27 protein-coding genes are annotated in these 21,867 nt (G+C 54.6%); 18 read left to right on the top strand and 9 right to left on the bottom strand.

All coding sequences use genetic code 11. The features are described from left to right. Positions 1–10 precede the first annotated feature (10 nt). The 7 genes from B5F35_RS03550 to B5F35_RS03520 form a co-directional block, all read right to left on the bottom strand. Complete coding sequence (locus B5F35_RS03550; protein WP_087238128.1) at positions 11–733, bottom strand: energy-coupling factor transporter transmembrane component T; 723 nt, start codon at positions 731–733, stop codon at positions 11–13. Beyond that, positions 733–1,323, bottom strand: a complete 591-nt coding sequence (locus B5F35_RS03545; RefSeq protein ID WP_087238126.1) for an MptD family putative ECF transporter S component — start codon at positions 1,321–1,323, stop codon at positions 733–735. The genes B5F35_RS03550 and B5F35_RS03545 overlap by 1 nt, the downstream gene beginning before the upstream one ends. A 162-nt stretch (positions 1,324–1,485) precedes the next feature. Continuing rightward, complete coding sequence (locus tag B5F35_RS03540; RefSeq protein ID WP_087238124.1) at positions 1,486–2,292, bottom strand: class I SAM-dependent methyltransferase; 807 nt, start codon at positions 2,290–2,292, stop codon at positions 1,486–1,488. A gap of 24 nt (positions 2,293–2,316) precedes the next feature. After that, the gene (locus tag B5F35_RS03535) at positions 2,317–3,132 is read right to left on the bottom strand and encodes a class I SAM-dependent methyltransferase (RefSeq protein ID WP_087238122.1); all 816 of its coding nucleotides are present in this window, start codon (positions 3,130–3,132) and stop codon (positions 2,317–2,319) included. A gap of 41 nt (positions 3,133–3,173) precedes the next feature. Continuing rightward, a complete protein-coding gene (locus B5F35_RS03530; RefSeq protein WP_087238120.1) occupies positions 3,174–3,866 on the bottom strand; it encodes a class I SAM-dependent methyltransferase in 693 nt (230 codons plus the stop codon). 18 nt (positions 3,867–3,884) lie between these two features. Then, the gene (locus tag B5F35_RS03525; RefSeq protein WP_087238118.1) at positions 3,885–4,670 is read right to left on the bottom strand and encodes a ZIP family metal transporter; all 786 of its coding nucleotides are present in this window, start codon (positions 4,668–4,670) and stop codon (positions 3,885–3,887) included. A 13-nt stretch (positions 4,671–4,683) separates the two neighbouring features. Continuing rightward, positions 4,684–5,541 carry a class I SAM-dependent methyltransferase gene (locus B5F35_RS03520; RefSeq protein ID WP_087238116.1) on the bottom strand — a complete coding sequence of 286 codons (858 nt, stop codon included), beginning with the start codon at positions 5,539–5,541 and terminating at the stop codon, positions 4,684–4,686. Between the two features lie 302 nt (positions 5,542–5,843). On the opposite strand from B5F35_RS03520, the gene B5F35_RS03515 reads away from it, so the two are divergent. The 3 genes from B5F35_RS03515 to B5F35_RS19135 are packed head-to-tail and all read left to right on the top strand — an operon-like array spanning position 5,844 to position 6,963. Then, the gene (locus tag B5F35_RS03515; RefSeq protein WP_087238114.1) at positions 5,844–6,530 is read left to right on the top strand and encodes a class I SAM-dependent methyltransferase; all 687 of its coding nucleotides are present in this window, start codon (positions 5,844–5,846) and stop codon (positions 6,528–6,530) included. A gap of 6 nt (positions 6,531–6,536) precedes the next feature. Then, positions 6,537–6,782 (top strand): heavy-metal-associated domain-containing protein, encoded by a 246-nt coding sequence (locus B5F35_RS03510; protein WP_087238112.1) that lies wholly within the window; start codon positions 6,537–6,539, stop codon positions 6,780–6,782. Between the two features lie 37 nt (positions 6,783–6,819). Beyond that, complete coding sequence (locus tag B5F35_RS19135) at positions 6,820–6,963, top strand: hypothetical protein (RefSeq protein WP_242969383.1); 144 nt, start codon at positions 6,820–6,822, stop codon at positions 6,961–6,963. A 197-nt stretch (positions 6,964–7,160) separates the two neighbouring features. Here the strand turns inward: B5F35_RS19135 and B5F35_RS03500 are convergent, their stop codons facing one another. After that, positions 7,161–7,556, bottom strand: coding sequence for a metal-dependent transcriptional regulator (locus B5F35_RS03500; RefSeq protein ID WP_164488508.1), 396 nt, complete (start codon positions 7,554–7,556; stop codon positions 7,161–7,163). Between the two features lie 261 nt (positions 7,557–7,817). On the opposite strand from B5F35_RS03500, the gene B5F35_RS03495 reads away from it, so the two are divergent. From B5F35_RS03495 to B5F35_RS03450, 11 genes are all read left to right on the top strand, one after another. Beyond that, positions 7,818–8,369 carry a DUF3793 family protein gene (locus B5F35_RS03495; RefSeq protein WP_087238108.1) on the top strand — a complete coding sequence of 184 codons (552 nt, stop codon included), beginning with the start codon at positions 7,818–7,820 and terminating at the stop codon, positions 8,367–8,369. Between the two features lie 44 nt (positions 8,370–8,413). Then, complete coding sequence (locus tag B5F35_RS03490) at positions 8,414–8,836, top strand: flavodoxin (protein WP_087238106.1); 423 nt, start codon at positions 8,414–8,416, stop codon at positions 8,834–8,836. 110 nt (positions 8,837–8,946) lie between these two features. Continuing rightward, positions 8,947–9,867 carry a helix-turn-helix domain-containing protein gene (locus B5F35_RS03485; RefSeq protein WP_087238104.1) on the top strand — a complete coding sequence of 307 codons (921 nt, stop codon included), beginning with the start codon at positions 8,947–8,949 and terminating at the stop codon, positions 9,865–9,867. A gap of 69 nt (positions 9,868–9,936) precedes the next feature. Continuing rightward, positions 9,937–10,017, top strand: coding sequence for a DUF6219 family protein (locus B5F35_RS19560; RefSeq protein WP_242964725.1), 81 nt, complete (start codon positions 9,937–9,939; stop codon positions 10,015–10,017). An 18-nt stretch (positions 10,018–10,035) separates the two neighbouring features. Next, positions 10,036–10,308, top strand: coding sequence for a DUF6110 family protein (locus B5F35_RS03480; RefSeq protein ID WP_087238102.1), 273 nt, complete (start codon positions 10,036–10,038; stop codon positions 10,306–10,308). A 52-nt stretch (positions 10,309–10,360) separates the two neighbouring features. Next, a complete protein-coding gene (locus B5F35_RS03475) occupies positions 10,361–12,475 on the top strand; it encodes a heavy metal translocating P-type ATPase (protein WP_087238099.1) in 2,115 nt (704 codons plus the stop codon). A 231-nt stretch (positions 12,476–12,706) separates the two neighbouring features. Then, positions 12,707–13,699 carry an ABC transporter permease gene (locus tag B5F35_RS03470; RefSeq protein ID WP_442856421.1) on the top strand — a complete coding sequence of 331 codons (993 nt, stop codon included), beginning with the start codon at positions 12,707–12,709 and terminating at the stop codon, positions 13,697–13,699. Next, a complete protein-coding gene (locus tag B5F35_RS03465; protein WP_087238096.1) occupies positions 13,696–14,673 on the top strand; it encodes an iron chelate uptake ABC transporter family permease subunit in 978 nt (325 codons plus the stop codon). Before B5F35_RS03470 ends, B5F35_RS03465 begins: the two co-directional genes overlap by 4 nt. A gap of 2 nt (positions 14,674–14,675) precedes the next feature. Further along, a complete protein-coding gene (locus B5F35_RS03460) occupies positions 14,676–15,428 on the top strand; it encodes an iron ABC transporter ATP-binding protein (RefSeq protein ID WP_087238094.1) in 753 nt (250 codons plus the stop codon). A gap of 46 nt (positions 15,429–15,474) precedes the next feature. Beyond that, a complete protein-coding gene (locus B5F35_RS03455; protein ID WP_206424003.1) occupies positions 15,475–16,494 on the top strand; it encodes a siderophore ABC transporter substrate-binding protein in 1,020 nt (339 codons plus the stop codon). A gap of 91 nt (positions 16,495–16,585) precedes the next feature. Next, on the top strand, positions 16,586–17,257 hold the full coding sequence (locus B5F35_RS03450; RefSeq protein WP_087238090.1) for a peroxiredoxin: 672 nt from the start codon (positions 16,586–16,588) through the stop codon (positions 17,255–17,257). A gap of 227 nt (positions 17,258–17,484) precedes the next feature. Here the strand turns inward: B5F35_RS03450 and B5F35_RS03445 are convergent, their stop codons facing one another. Further along, complete coding sequence (locus tag B5F35_RS03445) at positions 17,485–17,715, bottom strand: helix-turn-helix domain-containing protein (RefSeq protein ID WP_087238088.1); 231 nt, start codon at positions 17,713–17,715, stop codon at positions 17,485–17,487. A gap of 663 nt (positions 17,716–18,378) precedes the next feature. Between B5F35_RS03445 and relB the strand changes: the two genes are divergently transcribed. From relB to B5F35_RS03430, 4 genes are all read left to right on the top strand, one after another. Next, positions 18,379–18,624, top strand: coding sequence for a type II toxin-antitoxin system RelB family anti-toxin (relB, locus tag B5F35_RS03440; protein WP_162611318.1), 246 nt, complete (start codon positions 18,379–18,381; stop codon positions 18,622–18,624). Between the two features lie 679 nt (positions 18,625–19,303). After that, positions 19,304–19,444 carry a hypothetical protein gene (locus tag B5F35_RS18650; protein WP_162611317.1) on the top strand — a complete coding sequence of 47 codons (141 nt, stop codon included), beginning with the start codon at positions 19,304–19,306 and terminating at the stop codon, positions 19,442–19,444. A gap of 75 nt (positions 19,445–19,519) precedes the next feature. Continuing rightward, positions 19,520–21,121 (top strand): recombinase family protein, encoded by a 1,602-nt coding sequence (locus B5F35_RS03435; protein WP_087238085.1) that lies wholly within the window; start codon positions 19,520–19,522, stop codon positions 21,119–21,121. Next, positions 21,121–21,864 (top strand): recombinase family protein, encoded by a 744-nt coding sequence (locus tag B5F35_RS03430; protein ID WP_087238083.1) that lies wholly within the window; start codon positions 21,121–21,123, stop codon positions 21,862–21,864. The genes B5F35_RS03435 and B5F35_RS03430 overlap by 1 nt, the downstream gene beginning before the upstream one ends. The last annotated feature ends 3 nt before the right edge of the window (positions 21,865–21,867 follow it).

The following is a 21,867-nucleotide window of genomic DNA, read 5'->3' as shown; positions in this document are numbered from 1 at the left end:
CTCCTTCCTCCTAACAAATAAAGAAACCGGTCCAACAGGGTATCGCCAGCAGGAAGAAGAAAATGTCTAAAGGCCCAAAGCCAATTTTGCAAATATTTGTCCGTTTCTGCGGAGCTTCAAGCCCACGCGTAAGAGCCGCCGCAGACAGTTCTTCTCCGATTTGGGCAATCGACATCATCAGAGGAACCACCCGGTATTCCAGCATTTTCATGGGACTGCGGAGAGTAGTGATGCCGCGCATCTTCATGGCATCCCGTATAGCCGCATATTCCTCTTTTACCGTCGGGAAGAAGCGAAACACCACGGACACGGGGATTACTATTTTCTCGGGAACATGCATCCGTTCCATAGCTGCGACAAATTCACTGACAGTTGTAGTGCTCACCAGATAGTATCCCATGATAAATCCGGGAAGCATGTGTGTATAAATCCCGACCGCAGCTCCCAGGATAAAATTCCATGTACCAGTGAGCAGCGGTAATACCGTTAATTCCAACGCAAACAAAATAGCGTATGTAACTGCAAATCTGGCTGCGGCCACCCATTTCCTTGAAAGGAGCAGGAACACAATCGGGCACGCCATGAGGCACGGGCGAACCAGGTTCATAAATCCGCCCGTGCCGCCAGTAATCATAATGGTGCTGACTGTAACAGTCAAAAACAGTTTTGTCCTCGGATCGGTGGGAATAACAGCTTTGCTTTCAAATTTTAGCGTTGTAACCGCCGCATCCATCAGGCAATCCCTGCCTTTTCAAAATGTTTCTTCAACACGGCCTTGCCAAGAAGCGCCCCCAAAATGCCGCCAATAAAAGTGACAATAAACAGAACCGGATACATCCAGCCAGGGGTATAGGACATGAGTGTGTCTACATATTCCTGCCCATAGCTGCTTACAAGTGAAGCGAAGAATGTATCACGGGTCAAAAACATCCGACTCACATAGCCCATGATCCAAAGGGAAAACACTCCGTTACCAAGGAGCGTACACTTCCAGCTTTGATATTTTCCGGCCCGCAAAATGACATCACCCAGGACACCAAAGATGATGCCAAAAATCAGAACCAGCACACCACTGCCCATGATTAAATTCAGCAAACCAAGGATAATGCCGGTCAGTGATACCATGCCAAACTTCTTGACCTTTGTTAAGTACAGCATAAAGGGAATACCGCACAGGATGGGGCACACCAGTCCAAGCAACGGGATAAAGATAGGGATATATCCCAGCATCATGCCTGCAAAGAAAATGACAAAATAGATGGCGGTGAAAATACCTACATTGATAAGGTCTTTTGCTTGTAGCTTGTTACTTTTTACTTCCATTCTCTACATACCTCCATTTGGGTTAGATTTAGCTAACCGATTGTGCTAAAAAAAGCGAAACGGAATTTCGCAGGAGGTATTTTATCATATTCCGATTGGAGCATACCACCCCATACGGTTGCAGATTGCTCCATTTAGATTTTTATTTGCATGCTGTTGCTATTATAAAGATATTCTTATCAGTTTTACCATGCAGAACCGATCCGAAGTCGCCATGCTGATCTTGGTGGACAGTTTCAATCCGGTTCGGGGGATATGGCGGTAATAGGGCTCCTCAGCCAGCACCCTGACCCCACTGCCGATTTTCCCAGCCAGCACCGACGCGGAATCCACATAGAAGAACATCTGCGCGTCCCCATGACCCACCTGCTTCATGTACTTTTTCCGCATCATGGCCATGCCGCTTTTGCTCACGGTGTCAAAGACGATTTCGATCTCTCCAAACTTCGTGAGCATCCGCAGAAGGCCCACAACCTTGCTTTCCTCAAAATAGTGGAACAGGCCTCCGGCGGTGACCAGAATAGGAGCATCCGGCACATCGGCGCGGATCTGCCTGATCCAGTCCTCAGCAAAGGCGTCCCCGGCGAGATAGGTCTCCCGCTCCGGCTCCGGCAACAGCGCCCGCCGGTACTCCACCACATGGGGCAGATCAACGGCATACCAGCGGGTTCTTCCATTATCGCAGCGGTAATAGGCCGTCTCCAGACCGCAGCCGAGCTGAACGATCATACCGTTCGGCCTACGCTCCAGAAACGTCCGGATGTACCGGTCCATATTAGCGGACCGGGCGGCGGAGGCCAGCAGAGTATACTCGCTCTGTCCGTCCTGCTCCGGCAGGCCGGACGGCAGGTTCTTTTTCAGTTCCAACGCCTTTGGATCGTACAGGATCTGCGGGCAGTACTCGCTGGCATAGATCCTGCCCAGCATGGGGACAAACAGCGTGTCCTCTACAACACCCAACCTGGACATGGTCAACCCTCCTATTTGGACGAATTACTTTCTACCCACAAGCAGTCGGGAAGAGCCAAGCATCATCATGGCAGCCCGGCGGCGGGAGCCGAAGGCCTCTTCCGCGGTATCAATGAGCCGGACATCCTGATAGCCCATCTCCCGCAGTTTTTGGGCAAAGGCATCCATATCGCCGTACAGCTTGGGCTTCATGTCATCATTCAGAGCGAAGACGCCGCCTTTTTTCAGCACCCGCAGGCTCTCCAGCAGCAGCTTGTGCATATCGGCTCCCATGACATTGTGGTAGACATAGTTGCTGATGACCGCATCAAAACTCTCATCGGGGAAATCCAGATGATTGGCGTCGCCATGCCGGAACACACACCGGGAGGCCACGCCTTCACTTGCGGCGTTTTTCTCACAGAGGGCCTTGCTGTAATTGTAAACAGCTCCCCAGTAGTCCATGCCAGTGACCTTTGTCTCCGGCCAGGTTAGGGCCGCACGGATCGACAGGGCCCCGGAACCGCATCCGACCTCCAAGAGACTGCCCTGGCCGTCATAGTCCAGGCGAGAGAGAACGACCCGGTGAACCTGTTCCATGATCCCGCCGCCGCCAAAGGCATACTGGCGCCTGATCCATGTGATCCAGACCAGCAGTGCCACCAGCGCCGCCGCAACAACAGAGAACAGAACACCGAGGACCGTGATGTGGAACACCGAAAAGGAGAGTACGGCCAAAACTACGGCCAGAGCCGTGATACCGCCAATAATATAGAACACGGGATTGGACATCCAGCTTCCGTAGTCTTCGCCATGGCTACCGAGACGAATTTCTGCTTGTTGATTACGCTTTTGCTGCATTTGATTTTCCTCCTGTTGTTCAATATTTGTGTACAATTCGTTTACGGGTGTTTCTCCTTCGCCTTCCGGCAGACAAAGGACGCCATACTCTGAACCATTCGAACCTTTGCGGGCCCGAAGGTTTCCTCCAGACGATGCCCCAGACTGTCCGCCGTCTCAAAGGGCGGGGTGAACCAGCCCTTTGGCACATACAGCCTGCGGATCAGCCAGTCCGTGCGGCGGTTTTGTCCCCTCACATAGAAGCAGCCGCAGAAGGTCCCGCCGGGCCGCAGTACACGAAAGATCTCCCGCCAGGCGGCCTCCTTGTCCGGGAACGCATGAAAGCCGTTGAGTGAGAGTACGATGTCGAAGCTGCCGTCCCCAAAGGGCAGCACCCCAACATCCCCCTGCTGAAAACGCACATGGGAAAGTCCCTCGCTCCGGCATTTTGCCCGTTCCAGCATCTCCGGCGAGTAATCCAGGCAGGTGATCTCCGCCTCCGGCATTTCCCGGTAGAGGGGCATGGTCAGGATACCGGTACCCACGGGGACTTCCAGCAGCCTCCCGGAAAACCCCTCCGGTATCCCGGCAAGGGCGGCGGAAAGGTAGTCCTGGGTTTCCGCCCGATCCATTCCCCATATCAGGCGGCATACCGCCTGGCCTGACAGGGTGGAACAGGTGATCATGCCATCATAAAATGTCTGTTTGCCTCCCAATCCCCGGTAGGCGTTTTGAATCCGCTCTTCTTGTCCCATTTTTTCACCTTCACTCACTCAAGCACCCAGCGCCACATCCAGCGTCATCATAAGGGTAAAGCCGACTGCAAACAGAATAGTCCCTATATTGGAGTGCTTTCCCACTGACATCTCCGGGATCAATTCCTCTACTACCACATAGACCATCGCTCCAGCGGCAAAGCTCAGGGCGTAGGGCAGTACCGGAACCAAGATCCCCGCCAACAGAATGGTCAGGATGGCGCCTATTGGCTCCACTGCGCCGGACAGCGTCCCATACAGGAAGGAGAGGGATTTGGAAAACCCCTCCGCTTTCAGGGGCATGGAAATGATCGCGCCCTCCGGGAAGTTCTGAATGGCAATACCCAGAGAAAGAGCCAGCGCCCCCGCCAGCGTGATACCGCTGTCTCCGTAGAGCCACCCGGCATAGACCGCCCCTACCGCCATTCCCTCCGGAATATTGTGCAGCGCCACAGCCAGCGTCAGCATGGTCGTCTTTCCAAGACTGCTTTTGATGCCCTCAGCCTCCGCGCTGCCGCGGTGCAGATGCGGGATCAGCCGATCCAGTCCCAGCAAGAAAAAGACGCCGAGCCAGAAACCCACAACGGCGGGGACAAAGGACCACCGCCCCATGTCCGCTGCCTGCTCCATCGCGGGCAGCAGCAGGCTCCAGATGGAAGCCGCCACCATGACCCCCGCCGCAAAGCCGGTGAGCGCACGCTGTACCATCTCACCCAAATTGTTCCGCATAAAAAAGACGCAGGCCGCCCCCAGCGTCGTCCCGGCAAACGGGATCAGCAGCCCTTGCCATAGTTCAATCGGCATAATCTTCTCCAATCTAACCGTGAATGTATTCCGCAAAGTCGATCCGGATGATCTGCAGGTGCATCGGTCCGTCGGCCAGCTTCGCCAGCAGCCGGTGGACAGGCCGGACCGCCGGATCATAAAGCGATTGATAGCCCAGCATATAGCCCCGGCTGGAAACAGAAAAAAGCGGCGACCATGGCTCCAGTTCCCCCTTGGCGTCCTTGACAGAAAAATAGGCGCCCACATCCCGGATGCCCGCCTGCTTTACCCAGGTTTTCAGCATCAGCCGGACGGCCGTTTGCCCGGCTGCGTCAAAGACCAGCCGCCCTCCGGGGAAGCGTTTTGCGATGCCTGTGACCAGAGCTTTCACCTCTTCTGTCGTGAAATAGTAGAAGACTCCGGCGGCAAACAGCACCGCTCCATCATCAGGATCAGTGCGGACGGCATCCATCCAGCGCGGGTCTTTCAGATCAAAGGCCAGGTTTTTCTCCCGCTCTCCGGCAGGAAACAGGCGATCCCGCAGTTCGATCACATCCGGCAGGTCGATATTCCAGATGCTGCACCGGCCGTTGTCACAGGCCTGCCCGGTGTTGTCCAGACCGCAGCCCAGATTGATGACGGCGGCTCTGGGATGGGCATTCAGATAATCCCGCACTTCCCAGGTGAGGTCATTCTGGCGCATGGCCACCTCCAGCGCACCGAAGGTCTGCATCAGACTGTTTGCCTGCCGCTCCAAAGGAGAAAAGTCGTAGTCCACCTTTTCCATCAGCATTGCCGCCGTCGAATCCTGATAAAGGCCAGGGAACCGCTGCGAGCAAAGCCGCCGGCCATACAACGGGATGATGAGCGTCTCCTGCACGGAGTCCTTCTCGATTTTATACTTCTCCATAGGCCCTCCTCAAAAGATGAGGTACTCTATGTTTGATTATAGTTAGCTATCGCTAACCAGTCAAGCTATTTTCGGATCAGATCATGCTTTCTTTCCAGCGCAATCAATCATAGCAAACGGCTTTCACACGGCAGTCCGGTGATAACAAGGCTATCAGCTTAGAGGATATAACGCCGTCGTTTCGTTTGGAGTGTTGGCCATCCGCTGATAGAAAGATGTTATGGCAGCAGCTTGCAATTTCATGCGACAAAGAGTATGATGTAGTTAGCAAACGCTAACCGTTATTGAGGTGACCATACTGTATGGATGACAACAAGCAGTTTTGGGAGCGGTTTTCACGGCATTACTCCGGCTTCATGCGCCGCTCTCAGGCGACCTATCAGCAGATCTGCAAAGCAATGCGTCCTTTTCTGAAACGGGACATGGATGTGCTGGAGTTGGCCTGCGGAACAGGCCAGCTGTCCGTGCCGCTGTCTCCATGTGTCCGGAGCTGGGAGGCAACCGACTTTTCAGCTGAAATGATCCATCAGGCCAAAAAGCAGGTGCATTCGTCCCGGCTCCATTTCTCCGTCCAGGACGCTACCAAGCTGCCCTACGGCCCGGAGAGCTTCGATGCGGTCGTGATCTCCAACGCCCTCCATGTCATGCCTCACCCGGAAAAAGCTCTGGCGGAAGCCTGGCGGGTTCTGAAGCCGGGGGGATGGCTGTTCGCCCCCACCTTTGTCTGGGGCAAAAGCCGAAGCGCCAGACTCCGGCTCTGCTTCATGGGGCTTTCAGGCTTTCGGGTGTATCATGTCTGGACTGCCGGGGAGCTGATGGCATACCTGTCCGAGCGCGGCTATTCCATCGTTCGCCATCCACTTCTCGGAAGTTCGTTGGCGCCGCTGTGCTGTCTGATGGCCAGGAAGATTCCCGATGAACGGAGCGCGGCACGGCAGACCACCTTCCGGTCCGCGCAGCTCGATGATCCAAAAGTCAAGAAGGAGTGAGAGAACATGTGGAAGTACACAGTGGAAGTCAATGGAATGATGTGCGGGATGTGCGAGGCCCATGTCAATGACGCTGTGCGCAAAGCCTGCCCGGTCAAAAAGGTGAGTTCTTCCCGGAGCAAAAACCAGACCGTGATCCTCTCTGAAACAGAGCTGGACACGGAGGTGCTCATGAACGCCATTCGCGGCACGGGGTATGAGGTCGGAGCGATCCAGAAAGAGCCGTACAAAAAAAGAGGATTGTTCGGTTGAGTTCATTGGCAGCAGCGGCCAGAAAAGAGGCATGAACATGAACACGGCAACGCAGTCGTTTGGATATGGATTAGCGGCTCTGCTGTTTTACATCGCTATTCTTGGCGTGTGCCATAATATCAAAAAAGCCGCCCGAAAGGTTTTGAAAAGCCAGCAGACACATAAGGATGAGCTGCCGTAAGCGTTTGGAGCTATGGAGCAGGTACGCTTGGCGGTGAACTTACACAGCAGGTCGCTCCTGATTTAAAAGCGCAGATCACATAAAATGCGGTGGAGGCCATATCCAGGCTCCACCGCATTTGATATTCCGTGCCAAATGGCAGGTATTCACTTATCGCGTTGCCGCTCGATAGCAAAGTCCGCCGAATTTGCATAGGCTCATTGCCCGTGCGCATCTTCCCGCATTTTCGTTACCTGCTCCAAGTGCGCCTGCACAGCCGCAAAAGATTTTTCGCTGATCACATGCTCGATCCGGCAGGCGTCCTCGGTCGCGGTCTTCTCGTCCACACCCAGCTCCATCAGCATCTGGCTCAACACCGTATGGCGGGTGTACATCGTCTTAGCAATGGCAAGCCCGGTCTCCGTCAGGGTAATTGCTCCGTCAGCATCCACATTCACATATCCGTCCTTTTTCAGAATGGACATGGCTCTGCTGACGCTGGGCTTGGTAAAGCCCAACTGCGCTCCCACATCGATAGCTCGAACGAAGGTGCTGTTCTGTGAAAGAATATAGATGGTTTCCAGATACATCTGGCCAGACTCGTGAATCGCCATAGGAACCTCCAAAAAACGGGCGTTTTGCTTATTATAACACAGGCGTCCGACAAGCGCCATTTTTTCTGTCAACAAAATCCATCCGTCCTCTTGACAAGCGAATTTGTCCTGTATATAATTGCGTTAGTTAGCTACCGCAAACTAAAAGGCGGCGGCTATATATTTAACGCATTGGTTAGCAATCGCTAACCACATTTACTGTCAGTTTTTTATTTCGCCGTACAGTCTTCGAATGGACATGATTTTGTGAGGGAAACGCCTATGTCAGAGGATCTGCTGATTCGTCACTGCTCTCCCACCCTGGCTGGGATCAAGACGGGAAATCTCTTTTCCTGCGCCTGCCCCAGCCGGAAGGATCTGACGCGAGACTTGTGCTGGCTGAACAAGAAACTGGTTCCCAGAGGAATCCGTATTCTGCCGCTCCGGGTTCGCAAAGGCCGCGCTTTGATCTATGCCTACCGGCCCAATGCATTGGAGAGCGATCTGACCGATCAACGGGCCAGAGCCTTGCTTCTCAAATACGGCTATGTGCCGGAAAACCCCAATGGCTGCGTGGTTCACCTCATCCACCGGCTCCGGAGCGAGGGGGAATTCCCCCATGAGATCGGCCTGTTTTTGAGCTATCCGCCGGAGGATGTGCTGGGCTTCATCTGCAATCGGGCATGCAATCACAAATGCGTGGGCTGCTGGAAGGTCTACGGCGACGAACAGGCCGCCAGAAATATCTTTGAGAAATACGAGATGTGCAGCAAAATCTACTTCCGGCAGTGGCAGCAAGGGAAATCCATCGAGCAGCTTACCGTAGCTGGTTGATGTTTCTACCATAACAAATCCAGAAAGAAAGGTCGTTGAGTCTTATGAGTAAAGTTGCAGTTGTGTATTGGAGCGGCACGGGAAACACCGAGGCCATGGCCATGGCGGTGGCCGAAGGCGCCAAGGGCAAGGGCGCCGAGGTATCTGTGATCACTGCCGCGGAGTTCTCCCCGGAGCAGGTCAGCGAATATTCCGCCATCGCCTTTGGTTGCCCCTCCATGGGGGCGGAACAGCTGGAGGAGAGCGAGTTCGAGCCCATGTTCACCGCCTGTGAGGGCAGGCTGAGTGGGAAGAATATCGCCCTGTTCGGCTCCTACGGCTGGGGCGATGGCGAATGGATGCGCAGCTGGGAATCCCGCTGCAGCGACGGCGGCGCCAATCTGGCCTGTGACAGCGTGATCTGCAACGAAGCTCCGGACGATGACGCTCTGGCGGCCTGCCGCGAGCTGGGCGCGTCACTGGCCTGACAAAAGCACCGCAGAAGGCAGGAGGCGCTTGTCTCCTGCCTTCTCTCTGGTTCCCCAGCCAGCATAGGCGAAACCAATTTCGAACTCAGAGAAACAGGTCGTGAGAAATCATGCTGAAAGAATACTTATTGAGGCAGGGCTCCGGCACGGGCCGTTGGGGCCACGGTATGCCGGGGGTGCAGATCTGCCGATTTTCCCTGCCGGAGCCGGAGCAGGAACCTCTGCGGTCTATCCCAGTGTGCGGCGCACCGCTCCAGTTTGAAGTGCTGTTCTGCCTGACCGGCCGCCTTACTGTCCGAGCGTTGCAGGGTACTTCCTACACGGTGGAGGCTCCGGCCATCTTCCTCCTCTCCGACAGCTCCGCTCTCCGCTCGTGTCGGTACAGCGGAAACCTGAGCGGCGTTTTGATTGCCGTGGACGCTACAGCCGCAAAGGAAAGCCTTGTGACGGTCTGCTCCACTCTGGGGATGAAGCTGGACACCAGGATCGTCAAGAAAAAGATGACAGCAAGAAGCGGCTGCATGGCCCTGTGCGGCACACCTTGGACGCAGTCATTTTTTGAAACGGTTCGCTGTCTGTCAGAGCAGGAGCAGGAACGCTACTGTGTTTTCAAGTCGGTGGAACTGCTGTATCTGCTCTGCACCGAAGTATCTGAATCGGACGAATCTCTCTCCGGCTCAGGCTGCCCAGTATCCCAAAGTCTCTTGGAAGTCAAGGCATACATACAGACGCATCTGTCTGATAAGCTCACCATTGCGCTCCTCTGCAAACAGTTTTCCGTTTCCCCGACCTTCTTGAAAGAAGGTTTTCGCCGCGCCTATGGCGTACCGATCCACACGTATTTGATCCAGCAGCGCCTCCGGCGAGCACAGGAGCTGATCTGCACCACCCGGATGTCCATTCAGCAAATTGCGCAGTCTGTGGGGTATGAGGGTATGAGCCAGTTCAACGCAGCGTTCAAGCGGGAGTATGGCATGACTCCCGGCCAGTACAGAAAAATGTCGGAAACCGCAACTCTGTGTCCGTTTTGACAGCGACAAGCCCCCACATTTCCTGCTATAATAACCAGACATTCCAAAGTGATCAAAGGAGTGAGAGCGATGAAACAACATCGTTTTTGGGCCTGGGGCGCTGTGATCTGCATGATTATGGTCATGGTCACCGGCTACAAGCGGAAATAAGGGAAAGGAAGTATTGCAATGAGTGTTTATACGAAACTGGCCTGCTTTGCGGGCGGTGCGTTGTTTGGCTCTTTTGGCGTTAAGTTGCTGTCCAGCAAGGACGCCAAAAAGGCCTATGTCCATGTCACGGCCGCCGGTCTGCGGATGAAGGACTCGGTTATGGGGACCGTAACCACGGTGCAGGAGAACGCTGCGGACATTCTGGCCTCCGCCAAGGAGCTGAATGAGGACCGGGCTGCGAAGGAAGCGGAGGAAGCCGCCGCTGCCAATCTGGAGAGCGAAGAAGCCTGATTGACCCAGAGGGAGCCGCCAGCGGCTCCCTCTTTTCGTGAAGGAGGAACCTATGAACGCAACCATATTGCACGAAAGCCGGGGGCGCATCCGGTTCCGGCTGCGGCAAAAACAAATGACACTCGCTCAGGCGGATCTGCTGGAGGCATGGATTCAGGGAAAATCTTGGTGCCGGCAGGTCACCGTCCATGAGCGAACCTGCTGCGTCATCCTGTACTACGATGGGACTCGCCAAGCCGTGCTGAACGAAATTCGGCATTTTTCCTGGCAGGAGGCGGAGCAGACCACCGCGCTGCCCGCCCACAGCAGCCGGGCACTGAACCGGGAATTTGAGGAGAAGCTGGTGGCAAAGGTGGTGTGCAAGGCCGCCTGCACCCTGTTTCTCCCGCCTCCACTGCGCCTTGCCCGCATACTCTGGCACATGGTCCCCTTTGTGCGGCGGGGCCTGGGCTGCCTGCTGCGCCGCCGCGTCAAGGTGGAGCTGCTGGACGCCCTGTCCATTTCCATCTCGGCGTTCCGGGGCGACTTTGATACCGCCGGCACCGTCATGTTCCTGCTGGAGGTGGGCGAGCTGCTGGAGGAGTGGACAAGAAAGAAATCCGTGGCGGATCTGGCCCGGTGCATGTCGCTGAATGTGGACCGGGTCTGGCTGCGCACGGCCCAGGGCGAGGTGCTGGCCCCCGTGTCCCAAATCCAGCCGGGAGACGCCGTGGTGGTTCGTGCCGGCGGCATCATCCCCGTGGATGGTCTGGTGCTGGAGGGGGAGGTCACTGTCAATCAGGCATCCCTCACCGGAGAGTCCATCCCGGTACCCAAGCGCCCCGGCGGCGCGGTCTATGCCGGCACCGTGGTAGAGGAGGGCGAATGTGTGCTGGAAGTGAAGCAAGCCTCCGGCCAGAGCCGCTATGACCAGATCGTCCACATGATTGAGCAGTCAGAGCAGATGAAGTCGGAGGCTGAGAGCAAGGCCGCCAATCTGGCGGACAAGCTGGTGCCCTATACCTTCGCCGGGAGCCTCATCAGCTTTGCCCTCACCCGGAATGTGGCACGAGCCCTGTCGGTGCTGATGGTGGACTTCTCTTGCGCGCTGAAGCTGGCCATGCCTCTGGCCGTCCTCTCCGCCATGCGGGAGGCGGGACGCGCCCATATCACCGTCAAGGGCGGCAAATTTCTGGAGGCCGTGGCCGCCGCCGATACCATCGTCTTTGACAAGACCGGCACCCTGACCCACGCCTGCCCCCGGGTGGCTCAGGTGGTGCCCTTCGGCGGCAAAGAGGAAGCCGAAATGCTGCGGCTGGCCGCCTGCCTGGAGGAGCACTTCCCCCATTCCATGGCCAACGCCGTGGTGGAGGAGGCGAAGCGCCGGGGCCTGCGCCACGAGGAGTACCACTCCAAGGTGGAGTATCTGGTGGCTCACGGCATCGCAAGCACCGTCGATGAGGAGCGAGTCCTCATCGGCAGCGCGCACTTTATCTTTGAGGATGAGGGCTGCGTCATTCCAGAGGGCGAACAGGAACGCTTTGATGCCCTGCCGCCGGAGTATTCCCACCTGTATCTGGCGGTTGGGGGACAGCTTGCCGCTGTGATCTGCATCTCCGACCCGCTGCGTGAGGAGGCGAAGGAAGTCCTGTCCGCCCTCCGCGCCCTGGGGATCGCCAGTACCGTCATGCTCACCGGCGACAGTTACCGCACCGCCGCAGCCATTGCCGCCCAGGTGGGAGTGGATGACTTCCGCGCCGGAGTCCTTCCGGCGGACAAGGCGGAGTATGTGGCACGGCTCCGCCGGGAGGGACACACCGTGTTGATGGTAGGCGACGGCATCAACGACTCGCCGGCCTTGTCCGAGGCGGACGCGGGCATCGCCATCAGCGACGGCGCCGCCATCGCCCGGGAGATCGCGGACATCACCATCGCTGCCGACAGTCTCTGGGAACTGGTAGAGCTGCGCCGGATCGCCATGGCGCTGATGGCGCGCATCCACTCCAACTACCGCTTCGTTATCGGCTTCAACGGCACCCTGATTGCCCTTGGTGTGGCCGGTGTTCTACCGCCCGCCACCTCTGCCACGCTGCACAATCTCTCCACCTTGGGCGTCAGCCTGCGGAGCATGAGCCGGCTGACTACTCAGACGCAGTCCACTCGGGGCAACAATTTGCAGAATGGATAAAAAACACATTCTTTCCGTTTGGTAGCTTGTGCTTTTTGCGCGGTTGTACATAGCTAACTCGATATGCTATAATAAGCTCACGATGCGCAGTGCGTGATGCATGGCAAGTCCAATCGCCGCTGCGCATTGCTTATGGGATGCGGTTAGCTATCGCTAACCGCCAAAAAGAAGGGAGAGGATTTTATCAGACCGTATCGATCTACCATTGTTCTTTCTGTTCTGCTGCTTATATTGTCCGGCTGTTCACTGTTTGTGGGCGTGATTGACCTGACACCCGGTGAGCTACTCGCAGGCAATTTTGAGCAGCTGGAGATTTTCCTGATCTCCCGGCTGCCTCGCCTGCTGGCCATCCTATGCACCGGCATTGGTATGAGTGTGGCGGGACTCATCATGCAGCAGCTGTGCAGCAACAAATTTGTGTCCCCAACCACCGGCGCCACCATCTCCTCGGCCCAGTTCGGCATCCTGCTGGCTCTGCTGTTTATGCCGGCCTCCACACTGTGGAGCCGGGCCATTTTTGCCTTTGCCACGGCGATTCTGGGCACCTGGATCTTCGTCTGGTTCATTCAGCGTATCCAGTTCAAGAATGTGGTTATGGTCCCTCTGGTGGGCATCATGTTCGGCAATGTCATCGGCGGCATTACCAACTATCTGGCTTACAAATATGAGATGACCCAGGCCCTGTCCTCCTGGCTGGTGGGCCACTTTTCCCTGGTGCTGAAGGGCCGGTATGAGATCGTCTGGCTGACGGTCCCGCTGGTGGTGCTGGCCTTCCTCTTCGCCAACCATTTCAACATTGTGGGACTGGGCAAGGATTTTTCCAAGAACCTGGGTGTCCCGTACAACCTGGTTCTCTTTTCCGGGCTCACCATCGCTGCCATGATCACCGCCAGCATTGTGGTGGTGGTTGGTTCCATCTCCTACATCGGCCTGATCGTGCCCAATGTGGTAGCCATGTACAAGGGAGACAAGATCCGTGGCACGCTGGTGGATACCGCTCTGTTCGGCGCCATCTTCGTGCTGGTGTGCGACATGATTGGCCGGATCGTAATCGCCCCCTACGAGCTGCCCATCGAGCTGATCGTGGGCATCCTGGGAAGCCTCATTTTCATCGCCCTGCTGTTTTACCGGCTCAAGCATGGCCGCAAGGCCATCCGTCTGGGCGGTGCCGGGACAGGCTGCTGCTCCACCATGCCCAACCTGAAGGGAGGTGCGGACCAGTGAACATCTCTGCAGCACGCGCCAACCAGCGCAAACTTCTGATTTTAGTGGTCCTCGTTCTGCTCTGCGCAGCGGGCTATATGCTGGTTGAAGTGAATTTCTCTAATCCCAAGCTGCTGGCCTACGCCATGAGGATCCGAACTCCCAAGCTCATTGTCATGCTCATTACCGCCTTTTCCATTGGCGGTGCCTCTTTGGTATTTCAGTCCATCATCAACAACACCATCGTGACCCCCTGCCTGCTGGGGATGAATTCCCTCTATACCCTCATCCACACAGCTGTGGTGTTTTTCCTGGGGTCTGCCAGCGTGGTGGCCTCCAACGCCAACCTGTCCTTTGCAGTGGATGTTGTGCTCATGGGTATCGCCGCCACAGTAATCTACAGCTGGATTTTCAAAAAGACAAAGCATAATGTGCTGTATGTGTTGCTGGTGGGTACAGTACTGACCTCCTTCTTTGGCAGCATCCAGACCACGCTGACCCGGGTCATGGACCCCAATGAGTACGACAGTCTGCTGAATACCCTGGTGGCAAGCTTCAGCAATATCAATTTCGAGATTATTGTCTTTTCCCTGATTCTTCTGGCAGGCGTCATCTTCGCTCTGCGCAGGGAACTGGCCCTGCTGGATGTGCTGACATTGGGCAAGGAGCAGGCCATCAACCTCGGCGTGGACTACGACCGCTGCATCCGCCGCCTGCTGCTGGGCGTGACCCTCTGCATCGCCGTGGCCACCGCCATGGTGGGTCCAATCTCCTTTTTGGGGCTTATCATCGCCAATCTGTCCCGGCAGCTGTTGAAAACTTTCCGGCACACCCAGCTGGTGCTGGGCTCGGCCCTGTTCGGCATGATCGTGCTGGTGGGCGGGCAGCTCATCGTCGAGCATGTGTATTCCTACTCCGTGCCGGTGAGCGTGTTCATCACCGTGGGCGGCGGACTTTACTTCCTCTACCTCCTCCTGACAAGAAAGAAGGTGTGACCATGCGCGTACAAGAACTGACAAAACAGTATGACGGGAAAACCGTGGTGGACGGCGTGAGCTTCGCCATCCCCAAGGGTAAGGTAATTTCTCTGATCGGCCCCAACGGCGCGGGCAAGTCCACCGTCATGGGCATGATCTCCCGACTGATCGCCCACGACAGCGGACTGATAGACTTTGAGGGCAAGGACATTGGCAAATGGAAAAGCAAGGAGCTCTCCAAGCGCCTTGCCATCCTGACCCAGTCCAATAACATCCAGATGAAGCTGACTGTGCGGGAGCTGGTGACCTTCGGGCGCTTCCCCTATTCAGGCAACCGGGTCACCCCAGAGGATCAGAAGATCATCGACCGGGCTATTCACTACATGGAACTGGAGGAGTTCCAGGATCGCTTCATCGACGAACTCTCCGGCGGCCAGCGGCAGCGGGCCATGATCGCCATGGTCATCGCCCAGGACACCGAATATGTGTTGCTGGATGAGCCCACCAACAATTTGGATATCTACCACGCCACCAACATGATGAAAATCGTCCGTCGCCTCTGCGACGAGCTGGGGAAGACGGTGATTTTAGTGCTGCACGAGATCAATTATGCGGCATTTTATTCCGATTATATCTGTGCCTTTAAGGACGGAAAAATCGCTAAGTTCGGCACTGTGGAGGAGGTGATGACGAAAGAGAACCTGTCGCAGATCTATCAGGTGGACTTTGAGATCCTGACCATTGCGGGCAAGCCTCTGTCCATCTACTATTGACCCTTATTTTCAGTACTTTTTAGAAAAGGAGTAACCAAAAATGAACATGAAAAAGATGCTTTCTCTTGCCCTGGCCGGCGTGATGGCCCTGAGCCTCATGGCCTGCTCCGCTCAAAATGGCGGCGATTCTTCCGAGAATACCTCCTCGCCCAGCAACAGCCAGTCCAGTGAGAAAACCCAGAACAACGAAACCCCTGAGTCTGTGACCATTACCAGCCTCAATGCCAACAAAGAGGCGGCGGAGCTGGAGGTGCCTTACGATCCCCAGCGTATCGCCATTCTGGATATGGCCTCGTTGGACATTCTGGATGCCCTGGGCGTGGGCGACCGGGTAGTGGGTACTGCCTCCACCAGTCTGGAGTATCTCCAGGACTACATCAATGACGATATTGCCAACCTGGGCACCATCAAGGAGGCCGATCTGGAGGCCGTCATGGCCTGCGAGCCGGATGTCATCTTCATCGGCGGCCGCCTGGCTTCCAGTTATGACGCCCTCAGTGAGATCGCTCCTGTGGTCTATCTGGCTACCGATACCGAGCTTGGTGTGGTGGAAAGCGTACGGCAGAATGCGACTACCATCGCCTCCCTGTTTGGTCTGGAGGGCAAGGTAGACGAGCTGATGGCCGACTTCGACGGCCGCATTGCCGCCCTGTCCGAATTTGCCGCCGGCAAGACCGCCATCGTAGGACTGGTCACCAGCGGCAGCTACAATGTGCTGGGCAATGACGGCCGCTGCTCCATGATCGGCCGGGAGATTGGCTTTGAGAACATCGGTGTTGACGCCAACATTGACACCTCCACCCACGGCAACGAGGCTTCCTTCGAGTTCATTGTGGAGAAGGCTCCCGAATATATCTTCGTCATGGACCGTGACGCCGCCATCGGCACCGACGGGGCAAAGCTGGCCCAGGAGATCATGGAAAACGAGTTGGTGATGGGAACTGATGCCTACAAGAACGGCAACATCGTCTATCTGGCTCACCCCGCCGTGTGGTACACCGCCGAGGGTGGTATCTCCGCACTGGACATCATGCTGCAGGATCTGGAGAGCGAGCTGCTGGGTTAACGCTGTTTCAGATGGAGTATTACGGCCTTTCTCCAAAGAACTCATATATCGTTTTCATCGAACTTGACTGCTAACGAAAGGAGCGCTTACCATGGATCAGGAAAACAGAATGCCTCTTATTGGCGACAAGGCCCCGTCCTTCGAGGCTGTCACTACGCAGGGTCCTATCAAATTCCCGGGGGATTACGCCGGAAAATGGGTGATCCTTTTCTCCCATCCTGCGGATTTCACCCCGGTCTGCACCACGGAGTTTATGACCTTCGGCTCCATGATCGACGAGTTCAAGGCTCTCAATACTGAGCTGGTTGGGCTTTCGGTGGACTCCATCTATTCCCACATTGCCTGGCTGCGGAAGATCCAGGAGCTGGAGTGGAACGGTAAGAAACACATCAATGTGACCTTCCCCCTCATCGAGGATATCCGCATGGAGGTGGCCAACAAGTACGGCATGATCCAGCCGGGACAGTCCAACACCCAGGCGGTACGGGCGGTGTTTGTCATCGACCCCAACGGCGTGGTGCGAACCATCCTGTACTATCCGCTGTCCACGGGCCGCAACTTTGACGAGATCAAGCGTATCATCCTGGCGCTCCAGAAAGCGGACGCCGACGCCTGCGCCACCCCGGCCGACTGGCGACCCGGCGATGATGTCATCGTACCCACCGCTGGCAGCTGTGGCGTAGCCAAGGAGCGGATGGACAACCAGAGCGAGAATCAGTATTGCCTGGACTGGTTCATGTGCTTCCGCAAAGAGTCGAAGTAATACTAAGTTAATTCCCCAATAACAGAAAACCGGTCGAGATTTCATGCACGAGATCTCGACCGGTTCTTTTTTGTTGTATTTCGGTGATTTTGCAAAGACTCTCGGTGATAACCAATAGAAAATGAGCTTCAGAATTTGCAACTGCGTTTATAATTAATTTGCCGTTCCCATTTGAAATGCCGACCGTCCAATATGCTGGAAAAGTATTGCTATGCCTCCTGCGAGCCTCATTTTTCTATCTTTTCTGGTGGTATAAATTCTAATAGATCGCCGATCCCACAATTCAACACAGTACAAAGCCTTGCGAGGACATCTATATCTAAACGAGTAATTTGGTTTTTACAATAATTGTTGATCTGCGTCCGCTGCATCTCAGCTCGATGGCTCAGCATGTTCTTGCTAAGACCAGATGCCTTCAACAGCTCGTCCAGCTTAATCCGAATCGTTCCATATTCCACTTGCCAACCCTCCGACCACAAGAAATATGTTGACAAGTTTAGTGTACCCTTGGTAGAATAGAAAAATAAGATATAGAAAGTCTTGTCAGACTAATTGCACATATATAATGCGCAGTTTGGCTTGTGCTTTTTAGCCAATATGAATATATAATAATACAAAAAGCTGATAATCTTCAAATTTCAGCAAAACTGCCTAAAACCTAAGCGATTTCTAAGAAACCCCTAAAAATTCCCTATTATAATACCCCCATCGAAACGGTGAGGGGAAACGCACTTTTTGTCTGTTATCCCCGCAAGGGGAGAATATGGCAGGAAATCGTATAGGGAGCAATGAACACCCGCCGGGGGTCAGGGAAAAAAGAGCAACATTACATACCGCAATCCTCCAAGGGGTTGCGGTTCTTTTTTATTCGACACCATTTGTCCTTACTCACTATATACCGCTAAAGCTCGGCAAATATTTCTCTTCGTATGCACTCACCGCACGGTGGGTGCATTTTTTGTTTGTCGAAAAATGGCGGCCTCTGCTCAGCGTCCGGTATGTCCGGTCGCTCCATTGCCGCGACCCACCGCTCCGAAATTTGGTTCGCATCCAAATTTCAGAAGACGGAGTAAATCACCATGTACTTTAATAGAGAGGACTATGGTTCAAGGATCAGGAGCTTGCGAAAAAAGCGTGGGCTCACACAGGAGCAGTTGGCAGAGAAGATGAATGTCAGCACTCCATACATCGCAAAAATCGAAACCGGAAAGCAAACTGGCCCAGTCGAGCTGGCCGTAGAGTTTGCAGCATTCTTTGAGGTTTCTCTGGATTATCTCCTGGTGGGAAAAGGAGATTTTGCAGAGGAACAGAAGCGTGGACTGCGAATGGCCATCGCTCTACTGTCCGAATTGGAGGCATCCCTCTAAAAACTTTCCATTTTGGGTTGGTAAACTTTCCATTCTGTTTCTGTTGGAAGAATACGCTCGGAGTTACAATCTTCGTGAGATCAAAACATCTCAGCGAACCTTGAAAAACACCGCCCCAGGCGGTCATATCCGGCAACTTGAATACCTTAGCTGATCGGGAGAGCGTCAGGCCGAGTGCGCGAAGACCACCTGTGCGGAGCAAATCCGCATCAAAGGACGGCCAAATAAGGTGCAGAGCGATACCCACTCAGGCCAAGGCAGCCTTGGCAAGCTGTCCCCGCCATGACCCCGTCAGCCTACAATGATACTTCTGCTTACGCAGCTCGGAGAGATCCTCGGAGGGGTTCGAGTCCCATGATGTGCGCCAGCACAGTTTAAGTTGCCGCCCTGCCTGGGGAAGTAGTGTCGAATACAGGCAAGCAGTATCAAGAAACAAAGGGCCGCTCCAGACTTGGAGCCTACAACTACTCTCCTGACCTTTGGGAGCGGTCCTCTGTTTCCTTTTGATAGCAGAAATATGGGATCTGATCACAGTACGCTCTCTTCTTCTCCTCAACCTCCATTTCTCTGAGTCCTTCATCTTTCCCCCTCTACACTCCTCTTCCTTTTCTCCGCAAACTCCCTGATCGGGTCCCATATTTCTGTTATCAAAACAAATCCACGAAAGCGAGGAACCGAGATGACAAATATCGATTTGTGCGGCATTGCCCAACTGCTCCGCACGCTGATAGAGCAGAAGAAAACGACGGAAAGAGAGGCCCGCAGGATTCTGGCCAGAATTGCCGCACAGACCGGTGCGGACATTATCATTTCTTTCTGAAATCGCAATCTTTTCAATAGCTATTCCAGAGGTGTTGTGGTATTGTTTGTGTTGCAAAAAAGGAGGTGAACTAACATGGCGGAAAAGCTGATGACCGACGGCAGCATGGCGCTTCGGGAAAAGCAATACCGGGTCATTACCATCGAGGCAACCGAAAAGCCCCAAAACGCCAAATTGCGGGTTGCGGCATACGCCCGTGTCAGCTCCGCCTCTGATGACCAGCTCAACTCCTTCGCCGCCCAGAACCGTCACTACAGCGACCTGATCTCCAGCAAGGAAAACTGGAGAATGGTAGACATATACGCAGATGAGGGTATCACTGGGACATCGGCTGAAAAGCGTGAGGACTTCCAGCGGCTCTTGGCAGATTGCCGCAGAGGGCTGATCGACAGGGTGCTGGTAAAATCCATCTCCCGCTTTGCCCGCAATACCAAGGAATGCCTGGAAACCATTAGAGAGCTGAAATCACTCGGTGTCGGAGTCTACTTCGAGAAAGAAAACATTGACACTGCGACGATGTCCGGCGAAATGATGACTGCGCTCTTCGCCTCCTTCGCCCAGGCCGAGAGCGAATCCATCTCCGGCAATATGCGGTGGAGCTATCAGCGGAGAATGCAAAGCGGGGAGTTTATTACATGTAAAGCACCGTTTGGCTACCGCCTCCGAAATGGGACACTTGAAATTGAGGAGTCTGAAGCAGAAATCATCCGCATGATCTTTGACCGATACCTATCTGGACAGAGTACAGCAGACATAGCGGCGGAAATCACAAAACTGGGGATACCAACCCGAGATGGAACTCCATATTGGCAATATACAACCATTTGCTATATCCTCCAAAACGAGAGATATGCCGGTAATTCCCTCCTCCAAAAATACTATGCAACTGATACCTTACCTATCAAGAAAAAAAGGAATCAGGGAAACAAAGATCAATACTATATAGCTGAAAGCCATCCTTCCATCATAGATCAAAACACATTTGATAAGGCTCAGATACTATTTCGCGCCAAGGGAGATAAAATTCCCAACCGGTCTCGCGACGAGCACATTTTTACTCGCAAAATTGTGTGCGGAAATTGTGGCACCTACTTTGGCAGGAAAGTATGCAGGGCTATTCCGTATTGGATATGCCGCAAACACAACCAAAGTAATCACGAATGCAGTATGGTGCAAATTCAGGAAGCTAAAATCGTGGGGGCTTTTCTCCAGCTATACTATAACCTCAAGCACCATGGCGAACCCATCCTCATGGGAATGACCACCTCGCTTCAGGCCATCCGCAACCGCCGGATGCTCTGGAGCCTGGATGTCATTGAACTCAACAAGCAAATATCAGATCTTACCAGTCAGAATCAAATGTTGGCCACACTGAAACAACAGGGCCTCATTGATCCTGACATTTTTATATCCCAGAACAATGAGTTGACCGAACAGCTCCGCGCTGTAAAGCTGAAAAAGGAGCGTCTTCTGGCCGTCGATGGCGACAACACCATCGTCCAAACAAGAGAGTTGATGGAAATCTTGAATGATGGCCCGGACTTCCTTGACAGCTTTGACGCAGAGTTGTTCGGTGAGCTCGTTGAAACAATTATCGTGGAAAGCAATGAGCGACTCCGCTTCCGCCTGAAAAACGGGCTGGAGCTGGCCGAAACTATAGAAAGGACGGTGCGCTGATGGGCAATCGGAAGCAGCCGTTTGGCTACAGGGTGGTTATGGGAGAAATTGCTCTCCATCCACAGGAATCAAAGCTGGTAGAGTACATCTTCCAACAATACCTTGCGGGTGCCACCTACAACACCTTGGTAGAGGAGCTTCGAGAACAGTCAATTCCCTATGACGAGGGAAAGCTATGGAACAAAAACATGGTTGCTCGAATTCTGGAAGATAGCCGCTATACAGGAGAGCGCGACTATCCGCCGGTCATTGATCGAGAAGCCCTGGAGAAAGCACTGGAAAAGCGAAGCGCAAAACAGACGGCATCTCCCAAAACGGACACGCAGAAGCTCCTCCGCCGCTTCAGCGGGCGGCCATCGACAGCGCGCATGGAGCGGCAGGTGCTGGATCTGCTCAACAGCCTGATCATATCACCGGAACAACTCCGGCTTCCGGCAACCGCGCCGCCTGATCAATCCACTGAGCTGAATCTGCATCGTGAGCTGGACAGGGTGATGGAATGTCAGCCAATCGACGAGGATGCCGCAAAGGCGTTGATCCTGTCCATCGCTGCGGCTCAGTACAGCACCGTCGACTCCCGCGAATACGAAACGGTTCGTCTGCACAGAGTGTTTTCCGGGCGTCAGCCCATGACTGCGTTGGATGCAGAACTGCTTCAAAGATCAGTGTCCGCCATCCATTGTCATAACGATGGAACCCTGAATATCCAGCTAAAAAACGGTCAAGTGATCGGGAAGGAGTGAACA

It is taken from the genome of Anaeromassilibacillus sp. An200 (genome assembly GCF_002160025.1).
Classification (GTDB): domain Bacteria; phylum Bacillota; class Clostridia; order Oscillospirales; family Acutalibacteraceae; genus Caccousia; species Caccousia stercoris.
This window is presented reverse-complemented; position numbering and strand designations above follow the sequence as displayed.

Excerpts from the sequence above, each read along its gene's own strand:
- B5F35_RS03550 (WP_087238128.1), bottom strand. The coding sequence starts at position 733 with ATGGATGCGGCGGTTACAACGCTAAAATTTGAAAGCAAAGCTGTTATT.
- B5F35_RS03545 (WP_087238126.1), bottom strand. The coding sequence starts at position 1,323 with ATGGAAGTAAAAAGTAACAAGCTACAAGCAAAAGACCTTATCAATGTA.
- B5F35_RS03540 (WP_087238124.1), bottom strand. The coding sequence starts at position 2,292 with ATGTCCAGGTTGGGTGTTGTAGAGGACACGCTGTTTGTCCCCATGCTG.
- B5F35_RS03535 (WP_087238122.1), bottom strand. The coding sequence starts at position 3,132 with ATGCAGCAAAAGCGTAATCAACAAGCAGAAATTCGTCTCGGTAGCCAT.
- B5F35_RS03530 (WP_087238120.1), bottom strand. The coding sequence starts at position 3,866 with ATGGGACAAGAAGAGCGGATTCAAAACGCCTACCGGGGATTGGGAGGC.
- B5F35_RS03525 (WP_087238118.1), bottom strand. The coding sequence starts at position 4,670 with ATGCCGATTGAACTATGGCAAGGGCTGCTGATCCCGTTTGCCGGGACG.
- B5F35_RS03520 (WP_087238116.1), bottom strand. The coding sequence starts at position 5,541 with ATGGAGAAGTATAAAATCGAGAAGGACTCCGTGCAGGAGACGCTCATC.
- B5F35_RS03515 (WP_087238114.1), top strand. The coding sequence starts at position 5,844 with ATGGATGACAACAAGCAGTTTTGGGAGCGGTTTTCACGGCATTACTCC.
- B5F35_RS03510 (WP_087238112.1), top strand. The coding sequence starts at position 6,537 with ATGTGGAAGTACACAGTGGAAGTCAATGGAATGATGTGCGGGATGTGC.
- B5F35_RS19135 (WP_242969383.1), top strand. The coding sequence starts at position 6,820 with ATGAACACGGCAACGCAGTCGTTTGGATATGGATTAGCGGCTCTGCTG.
- B5F35_RS03500 (WP_164488508.1), bottom strand. The coding sequence starts at position 7,556 with ATGGCGATTCACGAGTCTGGCCAGATGTATCTGGAAACCATCTATATT.
- B5F35_RS03495 (WP_087238108.1), top strand. The coding sequence starts at position 7,818 with ATGTCAGAGGATCTGCTGATTCGTCACTGCTCTCCCACCCTGGCTGGG.
- B5F35_RS03490 (WP_087238106.1), top strand. The coding sequence starts at position 8,414 with ATGAGTAAAGTTGCAGTTGTGTATTGGAGCGGCACGGGAAACACCGAG.
- B5F35_RS03485 (WP_087238104.1), top strand. The coding sequence starts at position 8,947 with ATGCTGAAAGAATACTTATTGAGGCAGGGCTCCGGCACGGGCCGTTGG.
- B5F35_RS19560 (WP_242964725.1), top strand. The coding sequence starts at position 9,937 with ATGAAACAACATCGTTTTTGGGCCTGGGGCGCTGTGATCTGCATGATT.
- B5F35_RS03480 (WP_087238102.1), top strand. The coding sequence starts at position 10,036 with ATGAGTGTTTATACGAAACTGGCCTGCTTTGCGGGCGGTGCGTTGTTT.
- B5F35_RS03475 (WP_087238099.1), top strand. The coding sequence starts at position 10,361 with ATGAACGCAACCATATTGCACGAAAGCCGGGGGCGCATCCGGTTCCGG.
- B5F35_RS03460 (WP_087238094.1), top strand. The coding sequence starts at position 14,676 with ATGCGCGTACAAGAACTGACAAAACAGTATGACGGGAAAACCGTGGTG.
- B5F35_RS03455 (WP_206424003.1), top strand. The coding sequence starts at position 15,475 with ATGAAAAAGATGCTTTCTCTTGCCCTGGCCGGCGTGATGGCCCTGAGC.
- B5F35_RS03450 (WP_087238090.1), top strand. The coding sequence starts at position 16,586 with ATGGATCAGGAAAACAGAATGCCTCTTATTGGCGACAAGGCCCCGTCC.
- B5F35_RS18650 (WP_162611317.1), top strand. The coding sequence starts at position 19,304 with ATGACAAATATCGATTTGTGCGGCATTGCCCAACTGCTCCGCACGCTG.
- B5F35_RS03435 (WP_087238085.1), top strand. The coding sequence starts at position 19,520 with ATGGCGGAAAAGCTGATGACCGACGGCAGCATGGCGCTTCGGGAAAAG.
- B5F35_RS03430 (WP_087238083.1), top strand. The coding sequence starts at position 21,121 with ATGGGCAATCGGAAGCAGCCGTTTGGCTACAGGGTGGTTATGGGAGAA.